15 protein-coding genes and 1 tRNA gene are annotated in these 14,520 nt (G+C 58.6%); 7 read left to right on the top strand and 9 right to left on the bottom strand.

The window, feature by feature from the left end; all coding sequences use genetic code 11:
- Nucleotides 1-223: 223 nt before the first annotated feature.
- Entirely contained in the window at nucleotides 224-1,441 is a 1,218-nt protein-coding gene (locus L9059_RS22500; protein ID WP_247293107.1) for an MFS transporter, read from the top strand.
- Nucleotides 1,442-1,506: 65 nt separating this feature from the next.
- Here the strand turns inward: L9059_RS22500 and ychF are convergent, their stop codons facing one another.
- The 8 genes from ychF to L9059_RS22460 form a co-directional block, all read right to left on the bottom strand.
- Nucleotides 1,507-2,607 carry a redox-regulated ATPase YchF gene (ychF, locus tag L9059_RS22495; protein WP_092278051.1) on the bottom strand — a complete coding sequence of 367 codons (1,101 nt, stop codon included), beginning with the start codon at nucleotides 2,605-2,607 and terminating at the stop codon, nucleotides 1,507-1,509.
- Nucleotides 2,608-2,629: 22 nt separating this feature from the next.
- Nucleotides 2,630-3,214 carry an aminoacyl-tRNA hydrolase gene (pth, locus tag L9059_RS22490; RefSeq protein WP_247293106.1) on the bottom strand — a complete coding sequence of 195 codons (585 nt, stop codon included), beginning with the start codon at nucleotides 3,212-3,214 and terminating at the stop codon, nucleotides 2,630-2,632.
- Nucleotides 3,215-3,374: 160 nt separating this feature from the next.
- Nucleotides 3,375-3,977, bottom strand: a complete 603-nt coding sequence (locus L9059_RS22485) for a 50S ribosomal protein L25/general stress protein Ctc (RefSeq protein WP_247293105.1) — start codon at nucleotides 3,975-3,977, stop codon at nucleotides 3,375-3,377.
- A gap of 141 nt (nucleotides 3,978-4,118) precedes the next feature.
- On the bottom strand, nucleotides 4,119-5,060 hold the full coding sequence (locus L9059_RS22480) for a ribose-phosphate pyrophosphokinase (protein ID WP_003208392.1): 942 nt from the start codon (nucleotides 5,058-5,060) through the stop codon (nucleotides 4,119-4,121).
- 45 nt (nucleotides 5,061-5,105) lie between these two features.
- A tRNA-Gln gene (locus tag L9059_RS22475) sits at nucleotides 5,106-5,180 on the bottom strand.
- A 36-nt stretch (nucleotides 5,181-5,216) separates the two neighbouring features.
- Entirely contained in the window at nucleotides 5,217-6,068 is an 852-nt protein-coding gene (ispE, locus tag L9059_RS22470) for a 4-(cytidine 5'-diphospho)-2-C-methyl-D-erythritol kinase (RefSeq protein ID WP_247293135.1), read from the bottom strand.
- Nucleotides 6,069-6,070: 2 nt separating this feature from the next.
- Nucleotides 6,071-6,688 carry a lipoprotein insertase outer membrane protein LolB gene (gene lolB / locus L9059_RS22465; protein ID WP_247293104.1) on the bottom strand — a complete coding sequence of 206 codons (618 nt, stop codon included), beginning with the start codon at nucleotides 6,686-6,688 and terminating at the stop codon, nucleotides 6,071-6,073.
- A 4-nt stretch (nucleotides 6,689-6,692) separates the two neighbouring features.
- Nucleotides 6,693-8,417 (bottom strand): tetratricopeptide repeat protein, encoded by a 1,725-nt coding sequence (locus L9059_RS22460; protein WP_247293103.1) that lies wholly within the window; start codon nucleotides 8,415-8,417, stop codon nucleotides 6,693-6,695.
- 326 nt (nucleotides 8,418-8,743) lie between these two features.
- Between L9059_RS22460 and hemA the strand changes: the two genes are divergently transcribed.
- From hemA to L9059_RS22430, 6 genes are all read left to right on the top strand, one after another.
- Nucleotides 8,744-10,033, top strand: a complete 1,290-nt coding sequence (gene hemA, locus L9059_RS22455; protein ID WP_247293102.1) for a glutamyl-tRNA reductase — start codon at nucleotides 8,744-8,746, stop codon at nucleotides 10,031-10,033.
- Nucleotides 10,030-11,112, top strand: a complete 1,083-nt coding sequence (prfA, locus tag L9059_RS22450; protein WP_247293101.1) for a peptide chain release factor 1 — start codon at nucleotides 10,030-10,032, stop codon at nucleotides 11,110-11,112. The genes hemA and prfA overlap by 4 nt, the downstream gene beginning before the upstream one ends.
- Entirely contained in the window at nucleotides 11,113-11,943 is an 831-nt protein-coding gene (gene prmC, locus L9059_RS22445) for a peptide chain release factor N(5)-glutamine methyltransferase (protein ID WP_247293100.1), read from the top strand.
- A complete protein-coding gene (locus L9059_RS22440; protein WP_247293099.1) occupies nucleotides 11,937-12,692 on the top strand; it encodes a molybdopterin-synthase adenylyltransferase MoeB in 756 nt (251 codons plus the stop codon). The genes prmC and L9059_RS22440 overlap by 7 nt, the downstream gene beginning before the upstream one ends.
- The gene (gene murI, locus L9059_RS22435) at nucleotides 12,685-13,476 is read left to right on the top strand and encodes a glutamate racemase (RefSeq protein WP_247293098.1); all 792 of its coding nucleotides are present in this window, start codon (nucleotides 12,685-12,687) and stop codon (nucleotides 13,474-13,476) included. Before L9059_RS22440 ends, murI begins: the two co-directional genes overlap by 8 nt.
- A 119-nt stretch (nucleotides 13,477-13,595) precedes the next feature.
- A complete protein-coding gene (locus tag L9059_RS22430; RefSeq protein WP_247293097.1) occupies nucleotides 13,596-14,114 on the top strand; it encodes an acyloxyacyl hydrolase in 519 nt (172 codons plus the stop codon).
- 78 nt (nucleotides 14,115-14,192) lie between these two features.
- Here L9059_RS22430 and L9059_RS22425 read toward each other — a convergent pair whose 3' ends face one another.
- Nucleotides 14,193-14,498: a YkgJ family cysteine cluster protein gene (locus tag L9059_RS22425; protein WP_247293096.1), complete on the bottom strand. Its 306-nt coding sequence runs from the start codon at nucleotides 14,496-14,498 to the stop codon at nucleotides 14,193-14,195.
- Nucleotides 14,499-14,520 lie beyond the last annotated feature (22 nt).

Genomic DNA, 14,520 nt, shown 5'->3' with positions numbered 1-14,520 from the left:
AGGCCGACTGCGTAGCGAAACTTCCCATTCTCGGTCCCCTTTGTAAGGGGCCGCGTTCAAGGGGAGTGGTCACGCAAGATTCAGACCATGGCGATGCGCTATTACTTTGAAATAGTGCGTAAGCAAATGTCGTTAGCAGGCTAAGGGGATGGCGCTGGCGCACCGAAAAATGGCACATTGATGCACTTGCCCGTTTGCACCCACCCGTTGTCCGGAAAATCTCATGGCTATCAGCAATGCCCAGACCGGCGCCGCGCCGGCATCAGCGACTTCACAAAGCAGCCCCTTGGTCATGCGTATCATCGGCGCCGTGGCACTGGCGCATCTGATCAACGACCTGATCCAGTCAGTCTTGCCGTCGATCTATCCGATGCTCAAGGCCAATTACGGCCTGACCTTTACCCAGGTCGGCCTGATTACCCTGACCTTTCAGCTGACTGCTTCGCTATTGCAGCCATGGGTCGGCTACCACACCGATCGTCATCCCAAGCCGTGGCTGCTGCCCGCCGGGACGGTGTGCACTTTGATCGGCATCCTGATGATGTCAGTGGTCGGCAGTTTTCCCATGATCCTGCTGGCGGCCGCGCTGATCGGTATCGGCTCTTCGACCTTTCACCCGGAGGCTTCCCGGGTAGCACGACTGGCATCGGGCGGTCGGTTCGGCTTGGCGCAGTCCACTTTCCAGGTCGGCGGGAATGCGGGCTCGGCATTGGGTCCATTGCTGGCCGCCGCCATCATCATTCCATTCGGCCAGGGTCATGTCGCATGGTTCGGGCTGTTCGCGGTGTTCGCGCTGTTTGTGCTGTACCGGATCAGCCGCTGGTACGCCAATCACCTGAACCTGTTCAAGCTCAAGCAAGGTCAGGCGCCGACCCATGGTTTATCGAAGGGGAGGGTGATCAGCGCACTGGTTGTGCTCGGGTTGCTGGTGTTCTCCAAGTACTTCTACATGTCCAGCCTCACCAGTTACTACACCTTCTACCTGATCGAGAAGTTCGACCTCTCGGTGGCCAGTTCGCAGCTGTACCTGTTTCTGTTCCTCGGTGCGGTGGCGGCCGGGACCTTCTTTGGCGGCCCGATCGGCGACAAGATTGGACGCAAGGCCGTCATCTGGTTTTCGATCCTTGGCGTTGCGCCGTTCACGTTGCTCTTGCCTCACGTTGATCTGTTCTGGACCAGCGTCTTGAGCGTGGTGATCGGGTTTATCCTGGCTTCAGCATTCTCGGCCATCGTGGTGTACGCCCAGGAGCTGGTGCCGGGCAATGTCGGGATGATCGCCGGAATATTCTTTGGCTTGATGTTCGGTTTTGGCGGGATTGGCGCGGCGTTGCTGGGGTATCTGGCGGATGCCCGCGGGATTGAGTACGTGTATTTCCTGTGTTCGTTCCTGCCATTGCTGGGGGTGTTGGCGATCTTCCTGCCGAGAACCAAAAAGGCCTGAAGATTAATAATCTGGCATGCATAAAAAAGCCGCGTATTAAACGCGGCTTTTCAAGGGCGTGACGCTTACACGTTAAAACGGAAGTGCATCACGTCGCCGTCTTTAACAATGTAGTCCTTGCCTTCCAGGCGCCATTTACCAGCTTCCTTGGCACCGGCTTCACCCTTGTACTGGATGAAGTCGTCATAGGCGATTACTTCGGCGCGGATGAAGCCTTTTTCGAAGTCGGTGTGGATCACGCCAGCGGCTTGTGGTGCGGTAGCACCGACGCGTACGGTCCAGGCTCGGACTTCTTCGACACCGGCAGTGAAGTAGGTCTGCAGGTGCAGCATTTCGTAGCCAGCGCGGATAACGCGGTTCAGGCCAGGTTCTTCCAGGCCCAGGGCCTCGAGGAACATGTCTTTCTCTTCACCGTCTTCGAGCTCGGCGATTTCAGCTTCGATCTTGTTGCAGACCGGAACCACCATGGCGCCTTCTTCTTCGGCGATGGCCTTGACGATGTCCAGCAGCGGGTTGTTCTCGAAACCGTCTTCAGCGACGTTGGCGATGTACATGACCGGCTTGGTGGTCAGCAGGTGGAAGCCACGGATCACTGCTTTATCGTCGGCACCCATGGTCTTCATCAGGGTGCGCGCAGGCTTGCCCAGGGTGAAGTGTGCGATCAGTTGCTCAAGCAATGCCTTCTGGACCACGGCATCCTTGTCGCCACCCTTGGCGTTGCGCGCGACTTTCTGCAGTTGCTTCTCGCAGCTGTCGAGGTCGGCGAAGATCAGTTCCAGGTCGATGATCTCGATGTCGCGTTTCGGGTCGACGCTGTTGGAGACGTGAATCACGTTCTCGTCTTCGAAGCAGCGGACCACGTGGGCGATTGCATCGGTCTCGCGGATGTTAGCGAGGAACTTGTTGCCCAGGCCTTCACCTTTCGACGCGCCGGCAACCAGGCCAGCGATGTCGACGAATTCCATGGTGGTCGGCAGGATACGCTTTGGATTGACGATGGCCGCGAGGGCTTCCAGGCGCGCATCCGGCATCGGCACGATACCGGTGTTCGGTTCGATGGTGCAGAAGGGGAAGTTCTCGGCCGCGATCCCGGATTTGGTCAGGGCGTTGAACAGGGTGGACTTGCCGACGTTAGGCAGGCCGACGATGCCGCAATTGAATCCCATGGTGTTTCCCCTCGGGTAAAAGTCAGGCCTTCTGGCTGTGCAGGTTTTTCATCGCGCGGTTCCATTCACCGGCGAGGATATCCGGCAGCACGCCGAGGGCAAAGTCGATGCTGGCATCGAGTTTTTCCTGTTCGGCGCGTGGCGCACGACCCAGGACGAAGTTTGAAACCATACTGGCAACGCCCGGGTGGCCAATGCCAAGCCGCAAGCGGTGAAAGGTATTCTGATTGCCCAGTTGCGCAATAATGTCGCGCAACCCGTTGTGACCACCATGGCCACCGCCCTGCTTGAGCTTGGCGACGCCCGGAGGCAGGTCGAGTTCGTCATGCGCCACCAGGATTTCTTCGGGCTTGATGCGGAAGAATCCTGCGAGTGCCGCCACGGCCTGGCCGCTGCGGTTCATGTAGGTGGTGGGGATCAGCAGACGAACATCCTGACCCAGATGCGAATAGCGTCCGGTCAGGCCGAAATATTTGCGGTCCGCCACAAGGTTCACGCCTTGTGCGTTCGCGATGCGCTCAACAAAAAGGGCCCCTGCGTTATGCCGGGTCTGTTCGTATTCAGCGCCTGGATTTCCCAGGCCAACGATCAGTTTTATGGCAGTCACGATAGGGGCCCTTCCTTGGAGTGGTGGTTAACATCGCCGAGTGCGGCGAAAGTGGACGACAAGTGCTCATTTACCATTATGTAAACTCCGCGTTCTCGCCCGCTTTCTCGCTACGTACTAGTCCGCGATGTTACCGGTCACTCCGGCGAACAGAGTGAAATTACTCTGCTGCGCCTTCTTCAGTAGCTTCTGGAGCAACACGTGGAGCGTGAACGTTGGCAACAGCCTTGTCGTCACCGTGTGCCAGAGCAACAAACTCAACGCCTTTAGGGGCTTTGAGGTCGGACATGTGAATGATGTCGCCGATTTCAGCCTGGGACAGGTCGATTTCGATGAATTCAGGCAGGTCCTTCGGCAGGCAGGTCACTTCGATTTCCGAAACAACGTGCGAAACTTCGCCGCCTTTCTTGATCGGAGCTTCTTCACCAACAAAGTGTACAGGCACGATAGCGGTCAGTTTCTGACCCGCTACAACGCGTACGAAGTCGGCGTGCAGCACGTGGCCTTTGGCCGGGTGGCGCTGCAGGGCTTTGATGATTACGTTTTGCTTGGTGCCGCCAACGTTCAGCTCGATGATGTGGCTGTAAGCCGCTTCGTTTTCGAGCAGTTTGGCAACTTCTTTAGCCAGCATGCTGATGGATTCAGGGGCTTTTTCGCCACCGTAAACTACAGCTGGAACCAGGCTTGCGAGACGACGCAGGCGGCGGCTCGCACCTTTCCCCAGGTCGGAACGCACTTCAGCATTCAGAGTAAATTCGTTCATGTTGTATCTCCAAAATAACCACATTCGCCCCAGCGTTTGCGACCAGCGCTAAAGGCGATATGGGCAAAAAAGCCCCGCCCCGACAGGAATGCCAGGGCGGGGCGCTTTTCGTCAACGAGATAGTCGAGAAGGGCAGGACCCTTAACGGAACATCGCGCTGATCGATTCTTCATTGCTGATGCGGCGGACCGCCTCGGCAACTACCGGCGCGATATCCAGTTGACGGATACGCGAGCAGGCTTGAGCAGCAGCGGACAACGGGATGGTGTTAGTCACCACCAGTTCGTCCAGCATTGAATTTTCGATGTTTTCGATCGCCCGACCGGACAGCACAGGGTGTGTGCAGTAGGCGAAAACTTTGGCAGCGCCATGCTCTTTCAAGGCCTTGGCCGCGTGGCACAGGGTGCCGGCGGTATCGACCATGTCATCGACCAGAATACAGGTACGCCCTTCGACATCACCGATGATATGCATCACTTCAGAGTGATTGGCTTTCTCACGGCGTTTGTCGATGATCCCGAGATCCACGCCCAAGGATTTGGCAACAGCACGTGCACGCACGACGCCACCAATATCCGGGGAAACGATCATCAGGTTTTCGAAGCGCTGATCTTCAATGTCATCCACCAGAACCGGGGAGCCGTAGATGTTATCTACCGGAATATCGAAGAAACCCTGGATTTGGTCAGCATGCAGATCAACCGTGAGAACACGATCGATGCCGACTACGGTAAGCATGTCAGCGACGACTTTCGCGCTGATAGCCACACGTGCGGAACGCGGACGGCGATCCTGACGGGCATAACCAAAGTAAGGAATTACAGCAGTGATACGAGTAGCCGAGGAGCGGCGGAAGGCATCAGCCATCACTACCAGTTCCATCAGGTTATCGTTGGTCGGAGCGCAAGTCGGCTGAATAATGAAGACATCTTTACCGCGGACGTTTTCATTGATCTCGGCTGTAATTTCACCGTCGGAAAACTTACCGACAGAGATGTCACCGAGAGGGATATGCAGCTGACGTACGACACGCCGAGCCAGATCGGGGTTAGCGTTCCCCGTAAAGACCATCATCTTGGACACGCGCAGTACCTAGAGGCTGAGGGTAACCTGGATGAGTATAGAAAATGGCAGGGGCGGCTGGATTCGAACCAACGCATGGCAGGATCAAAACCTGCTGCCTTACCGCTTGGCGACGCCCCTGTATCTGTTGCAACGAGTACCCAGTACTCGATTCCTTTAAAACAGACTATGCAGCTTGCGATGCAACATCGAAATGTTGCTTCCTTTTGCTACAAACCCTGTAAGGGTCTCTGTAAGAAGGGCCGAGACTTTATCAGCTTCAGCTTTGCTTGGGAAGCCCCCAAACACACAACTTCCAGTTCCGGTGAGTTTTGCTTCGGTAAATTTACCTAACAAATTCAAAGCGTTACATACCTCTGGATAACGCCTTGCTACCACCGGTAAGCAGTCGTTTCGACTGTTTCCCTTGGGAACGGGGCGCACTTTAATGGGAGGAGTGTTACGTGTCAACAGCGGATCAGAAAAAATTTCTGCTGTACTTACAGATACTTGCGGCACGAGTACCAAATACCACGGTTCTTCGGGGTCTACAGGGGTGAGTTTCTCTCCGACTCCTTCGGCAAAAGCCGCATGGCCGCGCACGAAAACCGGGACGTCGGCACCCAGTGTCAGGCCAAGTGTGGCCAGGCGATCTTCGGTCCATCCCAGTTGCCAAAGATGGTTCAGGCCGAGCAGGGTGGTCGCGGCATTGGAGCTGCCGCCACCGATGCCACCGCCCATGGGCAGGACTTTATCGATCCAGATGTCGATCCCAAGCGGGCAGCCGGATTGCTCCTGCAGTTGTCTTGCGGCGCGAACGATCAGATTGCTGTCGTGTGGGACTCCATCGAACTCGGTGTGCAAACGGATCACACCGTCATCGCGAACGGCGAAAGTGATTTCATCACCGTAATCAAGAAACTGAAAAATCGTCTGCAACTCGTGATAACCGTCTTCGCGGCGGCCGAGGATGTGCAGCATCAGATTGAGCTTGGCCGGCGAGGGCAAGGTCAGGCGCGGAGCAGTCATGTTCACTGCCCCAATTTGCGTGGTTGCCATTCCTTGATCACCAGCGTGACGTCAAGGTCGGTACCGTGCAGTTTGATGCGCTCGGGCAACCAGAAACCGTTCTGCTCGGCATAGCTTAAATATTCAACCTGCCAGCCATCCTGTTCGAGATTGGCCAGACGGCTATCGGCGTCGAGGGTCAGGCGGCTTTTGCTGTCCGGGGCGGGGAGTCCGCGCACCCACCAGGCCAGGTTGGACACCGGCAGTTTCCAGCCCAGCTGTTCTTCGAGAAGCGTTTCCGGGTTCGGCGCGTCATAACGACCCTGGTTGGCAACTTCCAGCGACACCTTGCCGGGTCGGCCTGTCAGGCGTGCAGCGCCGCGACCCAGGGGGCCGGACAGGCGGATGTCGTAGTAATCCTGACGTTGTAGCCAGAACAGGGTGCCGCTGCCGGAATCCTTTGGTGCGCGGATACCGATCTTGCCGTTGATTTGCCAGCCATCCAGGCCCGTGAGCTGCTGTTTGTGTTCACGCCATTGGGCGGGATTACCGTGGCCTTCGACTGATTCGCGAGCGCCGAAGCCCGCGCAACCGGCGAGCAGGGCGATGAAACTGAAAACAATGAAATGGCGCAAAAACATAGTCTTAAAGAGTCTCTGATCCGGTCAGGCGCTTGATGGTGCTGCGCAGTATTGGGCTGTCGGGTTGGTCCTTGAGGAACTTGCCCCAGATTTGTTTCGCTTCACGCTGTTTGCCGTTGGCCCACAGGACTTCGCCCAGGTGCGCGGCGACTTCCTGATCGGGAAAACGCTCGAGGGCTTTGCGCAAGTAGCGTTCGGCTTCATCGAGATTACCCAGGCGGAAGTTGACCCAGCCGAGGCTGTCGAGAACCGCCGGGTCTTCCGGATTGATCTGGTGCGCCTGTTCGATAAGGGCCTTGGCCTCGGCATAGCGCGTTGTACGGTCAGACAGGGTGTAGCCGAGGGCGTTCAACGCCATCGCATTGTCCGGGTCGCGCTTGATGATCAGGCGCAGGTCTTTTTCCATCTGCGCCAGGTCATTGCGTTTTTCCGCCTGCATGGCGCGGGTATATAGCAGGTTCAGATCGTCCGGATATTGCTGCAACGCTTTGTCCAGCAGGGCCCAGGCCTTGTCCGGTTGCTTGTTGGCGGACAGGGTTTCGGCTTCTATCAGGTACAACTGGATTGCGTAATCGGGTTGCTCGTCGCGCTGAGCCGCCAGGCGACTCTGGGCCTCGGCGGTCTTGCCGTTGTTCATCAGGATGTCGGCCTGGCGCAATTGCGCCGGCAGGTAATCATTGCCCGGCCCCACTTGGGCATATTCTGCCAAGGCGCCCTGTGGATCGTTGCGCTCTTCAGCGATACGCCCCAGGTTCAGGTGCGCCGAGTCGACGTGACTGTCCCGGGCGATCAGGTCTTCAAGGTAACCCTTGGCCTCTTCCCAGGCCTTGGCTTCCAGGCAAACCAGTGCCAGGGAATATCGCAGTTCATCATCTTCCGGGTATTGCTGGACCAGGCTGGAGAACTCGACCTTGGCGTCGTCCATGCGGTCCTGTTCCACCAGCATCCGTGCGTAGGTCAGGCGCAAGCGTTTGTCGTCCGGATACTGCCTGATGCTTTTGCGCAGCAGCGGCAGGGCTTCTTCCCCGCGATCAAGGGAGTGCAACAGGCGCGCCTGCAGCAGGATTGGGGCTATTTCGCCATCTTCCGGCGGATGATCTTCAAGCAGGGTCAAGGCGCCCTTGGCATCGCCGTCCTGTTGCAACAATAGCGCCTTGCCGAAAATCAGCTGGCCGTTGTCGGGATGGCGTTGCAGTAAGCGGTCGAAACTTTGCATCAAACCGTTGCGCGTGTCCTGGTCAGTGTCGGCAGCCGACAGGGCGAGGAAGTCGAAGTGGGTGTCGCCTTTGCCCTGCAGGACTTTCTCCATATAGACCATGGACTCGTCATAACGCCCGGCACGAGCCAGCTGTACGGCAGCGGCCCGTTGCGCCTCGAGATCGTCCGGGGCGTTTTTTGCCCAGATGAGTGCGGTGTCCAGGGCGGCCTGGTCGGCGCCCAGGTACTCGGCGATCCGGAATGCCCGCTCGGAGATGCCTGGGTCCTGGGTGTTGATGGCCTGGGTTACGTAGTTGTCCAGGGCAATGTCGAAGCGATTGCGCTGGCCAGCCAGCTCCGCACTCAACAGGCTGAAGATGGTTTCTTCGCTGAACGAGCTGTAGACCTTGGGCTTTTCAGGGGCCGGAATGCTGTCTTCGGCCGGCGACGAAGCGCCCGGCGAGACGGGTGCCATGGCCTGGCAGCCGCTGAGAAAGACAAAAGCAAGGAGCAACGCGGAGGATCTATTCATATAGGAAGAGGACGACTAACCTGCGGTCGGATCATCATGACACAAGCCTTCGGTCAAACATAACCGGCGGGCCACTTTCCATTTCTACCTTCCCTTGTAGGAGCGATCTCGCTCGCGAAAAACCCGAGGACGCCGTGTCCATCCAGGCAACCCGCGTCATCTTTTACGACCATCGCGAGCGAGCTCGCTCCTACAAGGACGGCGTGTAAACGAGAACCGCTCGCAAGCCTGGTCATGACCTACCAGACCAATAGATATCGAGTAGTTGTTCTGAATCTGTCGAAGTAGGACAATTGCCGGCTTCACGTCACTATCAGCGACCTTGAATGGCCTTCCTTGCACTCGGTATTAACCACAAGACTGCTTCAGTAGACGTCCGCGAGCGCGTGGCCTTTACCCCTGAGCAACTGGTGGAGGCCTTGCAGCAGCTCTGCCGACTGACCGACAGCCGCGAAGCTGCGATCCTCTCCACCTGCAATCGCAGTGAACTCTATATAGAACAGGATCACCTTTCGGCTGACATGGTGTTGCGCTGGCTGGCCGATTATCACCATTTGAGCCTCGAAGAGCTGCGCGCCAGCAGTTATGTGCACGAAGATGATGCGGCAGTTCGTCACATGATGCGAGTCGCCTCCGGGCTCGATTCACTGGTGTTGGGTGAGCCGCAGATTCTCGGCCAGATGAAATCGGCCTACGCCGTGGCCAGGGAAGCCGGGACCATCGGGCCGTTGCTCGGGCGACTGTTCCAGGCCACGTTCAATGCCGCCAAGCAGGTCCGCACCGATACCGCCATTGGCGAAAACCCGGTGTCGGTGGCGTTTGCTGCGGTCAGCCTGGCAAAACAGATCTTCAGCGACTTGCAACGCAGCCAGGCCTTGCTGATTGGCGCCGGCGAGACCATCACCCTGGTCGCCCGTCATCTGCATGAACTGGGGGTTAAACGCATTGTGGTCGCCAACCGCACGCTGGAGCGCGCCAGCATCCTGGCCGAGCAGTTTGGCGCCCATGCGGTGCTGCTGTCGGACATCCCGGCCGAACTGGTGCGCAGTGATATCGTCATCAGTTCCACCGCCAGCCAGTTGCCGATCCTCGGCAAGGGCGCGGTGGAAAGTGCCCTGAAGTTGCGCAAACACAAGCCGATCTTCATGGTGGACATCGCTGTTCCCCGGGATATCGAGCCGGAAGTTGGCGAGCTCGACGACGTCTACCTCTACAGCGTCGACGACCTCCACGAAGTGGTCGCGGAAAACCTCAAGAGCCGTCAAGGTGCGGCGCAAGCGGCGGAAGAGATGGTTTTGATCGGCGCCGAAGACTTCATGGTGCGCCTGCGTGAACTGGCAGCAGTTGACGTGCTCAAGGCCTATCGCCAGCAAAGCGAACGTCTGCGCGACGAAGAGTTGCAGAAGGCCCAGCGCATGCTGGCCAATGGCATCAGCGCCGAAGATGTGTTGATACAGCTGGCGCGCGGCCTGACCAACAAACTCCTGCACGCCCCGAGCGTGCAGTTGAAAAAGCTCTCTGCCGAAGGTCGCCTCGATGCGCTGGCCATGGCCCAGGAACTCTTTGCCCTCGGTGAGGGCTCATCGGATAGCTTTTCGGATAAAAAACCGCAATGAAAGCTTCACTGCTCAATAAGCTGGACATCCTCCAGGACCGTTTCGAGGAACTGACCGCCTTGCTTGGCGACGGCGAAGTCATTTCCGATCAGACCAAATTCCGCACTTATTCCAAGGAATACGCGGAAGTCGAACCCATCGTGCAAACCTATAAACAGTTGCTCAAGGTTCAGAGTGATCTCGAAGGCGCCCAGGCGCTGCTCAAGGACAGCGACCCGGACATGCGCGAAATGGCCGTGGAAGAAGTTCGCGAGGCCAAGGAGCAATTGCTCGAAATCGAAGCCAGCCTGCAGCGTATGCTGCTGCCCAAGGATCCAAACGACGGCCGCAACGTGTTTCTCGAAATTCGTGCCGGCACCGGCGGTGACGAGGCGGCGATTTTTTCCGGCGACCTGTTTCGCATGTATTCGCGCTACGCCGAGCGACGTGGCTGGCGGGTGGAGATCCTCTCGGAGAACATTGGCGAACACGGCGGCTATAAAGAAGTGATCGCCCGGGTCGAGGGCGACAACGTCTACGGCAAGCTCAAGTTCGAATCGGGCGTGCACCGGGTACAGCGTGTTCCTGCCACTGAATCCCAGGGCCGTATCCACACTTCGGCCTGCACGGTTGCGGTATTGCCCGAGCCCGACGAGCAGGAAGCGATCGAGATTAACCCGGCGGACCTGCGGGTCGATACCTATCGCTCCTCCGGCGCCGGTGGCCAGCACGTCAACAAGACTGACTCGGCAATTCGTATTACTCACTTGCCGTCCGGTATCGTGGTCGAGTGCCAGGAAGAACGTTCCCAGCACAAGAACCGCGCGCGCGCCATGTCCTGGCTGTCCGCCAAGCTGAACGATCAGCAGACCAGTGCCGCTGCCAATGCCATCGCTAGCGAACGCAAGCTGCTGGTAGGGTCGGGCGATCGCTCAGAACGGATTCGCACATACAATTTTGCCCAGGGCCGGGTTACCGACCACCGGGTCAACCTGACGCTGTATTCCCTCGATGACATCCTCACCGGGGGCGTCGATGCGGTGATCGAGCCGTTGCTGGCCGAATATCAGGCTGACCAATTGGCAGCGATAGGTGAGTAAATGACGATCATTGCCAGTCTGCTACGCGCCGCTGATCTACCGGACTCGCCCAGCGCGCGCCTGGATGCCGAGTTGTTGTTGGCTGCGGCACTGGGCAAGTCCCGGAGCTTTTTGCACACCTGGCCGGAGCGCATCGTGCCGAGCGAGGCGGCGCTGAAGTTTGCCGGGTACCTGCAGCGTCGTCGCGGCGGCGAGCCGGTGGCCTATATTCTCGGCCAGCAGGGCTTCTGGAAACTCGACCTGGAAGTCGCACCGCACACCTTGATCCCGCGCCCGGACACCGAGCTGCTGGTAGAGGCCGCGCTGGAGCTGTTGCCTGTCACGCCTGCCAGGGTGCTCGACCTCGGCACCGGCAGCGGCGCTATTGCCCTGGCCCTGGCCAGCGAGCGTCCGGGGTGGCAAGTCACCGCCGTGGATCGCGTGCAGGAAGCGGTCGCGCTTGCCGAGCGCAATCGCCAGCGGCTGCATCTGAACAATGCCACAGTACTGAGCAGCCATTGGTTCAGCGCCCTGGAAGGTCAGCGCTTTGAGCTGATCATCAGCAACCCGCCTTATATCGCGAGCGCTGATCCGCACCTGGCCGAGGGCGATGTGCGCTTTGAGCCTGCCAGTGCGTTGGTCGCCGGTATCGATGGTCTCGACGACCTGCGCCTGATCGTCGACCAGGCCCCGAACCATCTTGACGCTGGCGGCTGGCTGATGCTTGAACACGGTTACGATCAAGCCATCGCCGTGCGTGATTTGCTGTTGACCCGTGGTTTTGAGGAAGTCCACAGCCGTACTGATCTGGGCGGCCACGAACGTATCAGCCTTGGATGCCTGCCGTGCTGAATGATCAGGAATTGTTGCGTTACAGTCGGCAGATTCTGCTGCAGCACGTCGACATCGATGGCCAGTTGCGGCTAAAAGCCAGCCGGGTGCTGATCGTCGGCCTTGGCGGTCTTGGCTCACCGGTAGCCCTTTACCTGGCGGCTGCCGGCGTTGGCGAGCTGCACTTGGCGGACTTCGACAGCGTCGACCTGACCAACCTGCAGCGTCAGGTCATTCACGATACCGACAGCGTCGGCGTAAGCAAGGTCGACTCGGCGATCCGCCGACTGAGTGCGATCAATCCCGAAATTCAGCTCATCGCCCTGCGCACCGCTCTGGACGAGGATTCCCTGGCTGCCGCAGTTGCTGCGGTGGATCTGGTGCTCGACTGCTCGGACAATTTCTCCACCCGTGAAGCCGTCAACGCCGCCTGCGTGCTCGCCGGCAAACCCCTGGTCAGTGGCGCCGCCATTCGCCTCGAAGGACAATTGTCGGTGTTCGACCCACGGCGTCCGGAAAGCCCCTGTTACCACTGTTTGTATGGCAACGGCAGTGAGGCTGAACTGACTTGCAGCGAAGCCGGGGTCATTGGCCCGTTGGTGGGCCTGGTCGGCAGCCTGCAAGCGCTCGAAGCGCTCAAGCTGCTGGCTGGGTTTGGCGAGCCGCTGGTGGGGCGCCTGTTGTTAATCGATGCCTTGGGCACACGCTTTCGGGAACTGCGGGTCAAGCGCGATCCGGGCTGTGCGGTCTGTGGTCCTGCCCGTGCGTGAGGCGCCGATTGGCGTATTTGACTCCGGTGTCGGTGGGCTGTCGGTGCTGGCCGAGATCCAGCGTTTGTTGCCCGACGAGACTCTGCTGTACGTCGCCGATTGCGGCAATGTTCCCTATGGCGAGAAAACGCCGGAGTTCATCCGCCAACGCTGCAGCGTCATGGCCAGCTTTTTTCAGCGACAGGGCGCCAAGGCGCTGGTGCTGGCGTGCAACACGGCAACGGTGGCAGGCGTGGCCGAACTGCGCCGCGACTATCCACAGTGGCCTATCGTCGGCATGGAGCCTGCGGTAAAGCCTGCAGCTGCCGCGACCCGCAGTGGTGTGGTCGGTGTACTCGCCACTACCGGTACGTTACAAAGCGCCAAGTTCGCCGCGTTGCTCGACCGCTTTGCCGCCGATGTGCGAGTGATTACCCAGCCATGCCCGGGCCTGGTGGAGTTGATTGAAGGCGGCGACTTACACAGCCCTGCGCTGTGCAAGCTGCTGCAGGGCTACGTACAACCCTTGCTTGACGCGGGTTGCGACACGATCATTCTCGGCTGCACTCACTATCCCTTCCTCAAGCCGCTGCTCAAGCAGATGATCCCAGGGCACATCAGCCTGATCGATACGGGCGCTGCAGTTGCACGCCAGCTTCAGCGTTTATTGGCCGAACGTGAGTTGCTCGCCCCAGGTCCGGCGCGGGCTGCGCAGTTCTGGAGCAGCGCCGATCCAAAGCATTTCAGTAATATCTTGCCATTACTCTGGAATTCCGCCGGCGTTGTGCGTAGTTTCGACTTGTAAAAAAAATGTGAAATGTCCCGAAATAGTCTGAACTTCTGATTAAGCGCAGACTTCTATAGCTGTGATTGATGGCTTACACCAAAAAACCATACGAATTCGTTCGGAAAAGGATGTTTCTAGTGAAGCGACTATTCTGCTTGGCTGCGCTTGCGGCCACACTAATGGGGCACAGTTTTACCGCGCAGGCGGCAGGCGTGGAGTTCGGGGTCGGAGCGACCAGCGATTCAACCATGACCTACCGGCTGGGCATGCAGTTTGATTGGGACAAGAGCTGGTGGCAGACCGACGTCGGTCGACTCACCGGTTTCTGGAGCGGCGCCTACACCTACTGGGACGGTGACAAGACGTCCAGTAACAACAGCCTGTCGTTCGCACCCGTGTTCGTCTATGAGTTTGCCGGCCAGAACGTCAAACCGTACATCGAAGCCGGGGTAGGCGTGGCGTTCTTCTCTGATACCCAGCTCGAAGACAACGACATTGGCCAATCCTTCCAGTTCGAAGACCGCCTCGGTTTCGGTCTGCGTTTCGCGGGCGGCCATGAGGTCGGGATTCGTGCATCGCACTATTCCAACGCCGGCCTGAGCAGCAGCAACGACGGTGTGGAAAGCTACGCCCTGCACTACACGATGCCTTTGTAGTAGCTAGCCTGCTAGCGATGTACGTCAGACTGCACCTACCCACCTGACCTGTATCGCTGGCAGCCAACTTCCCAAGACTCAACGATACGCCGTGGTAATGCCCCGGCGTTCCTCGATGCACTCCGGTGCCCCCATCTCGAATTCCCGGCAGATCAACGGACGCTTCTCGTAGATTGTGCACATCATGCTGTTGCGATCCAGCGCAGCACACCAGCCGTCATCCAGACGCAGCATGACTTCCCCACCCCAATCATCGGTATCGATAAAACGCTCGGGCACACCTGTGTCGGTAATCAGCATGACTTCGAGCTGGCAGCAGCAGGCCGCACAGGTCGAGCAGGTGACCGCAGGCTCGGCAATGGGGGTGAGGGGAATGGTTTTCATGGTGCGCAGTGTAAGGCAGTGG

The organism is Pseudomonas violetae, from assembly GCF_023072615.1.
Lineage (GTDB): Bacteria > Pseudomonadota > Gammaproteobacteria > Pseudomonadales > Pseudomonadaceae > Aquipseudomonas > Aquipseudomonas violetae.
Note: the sequence above shows the minus strand (reverse complement) of the source record. Positions and strands in the feature narration are given on the sequence as shown.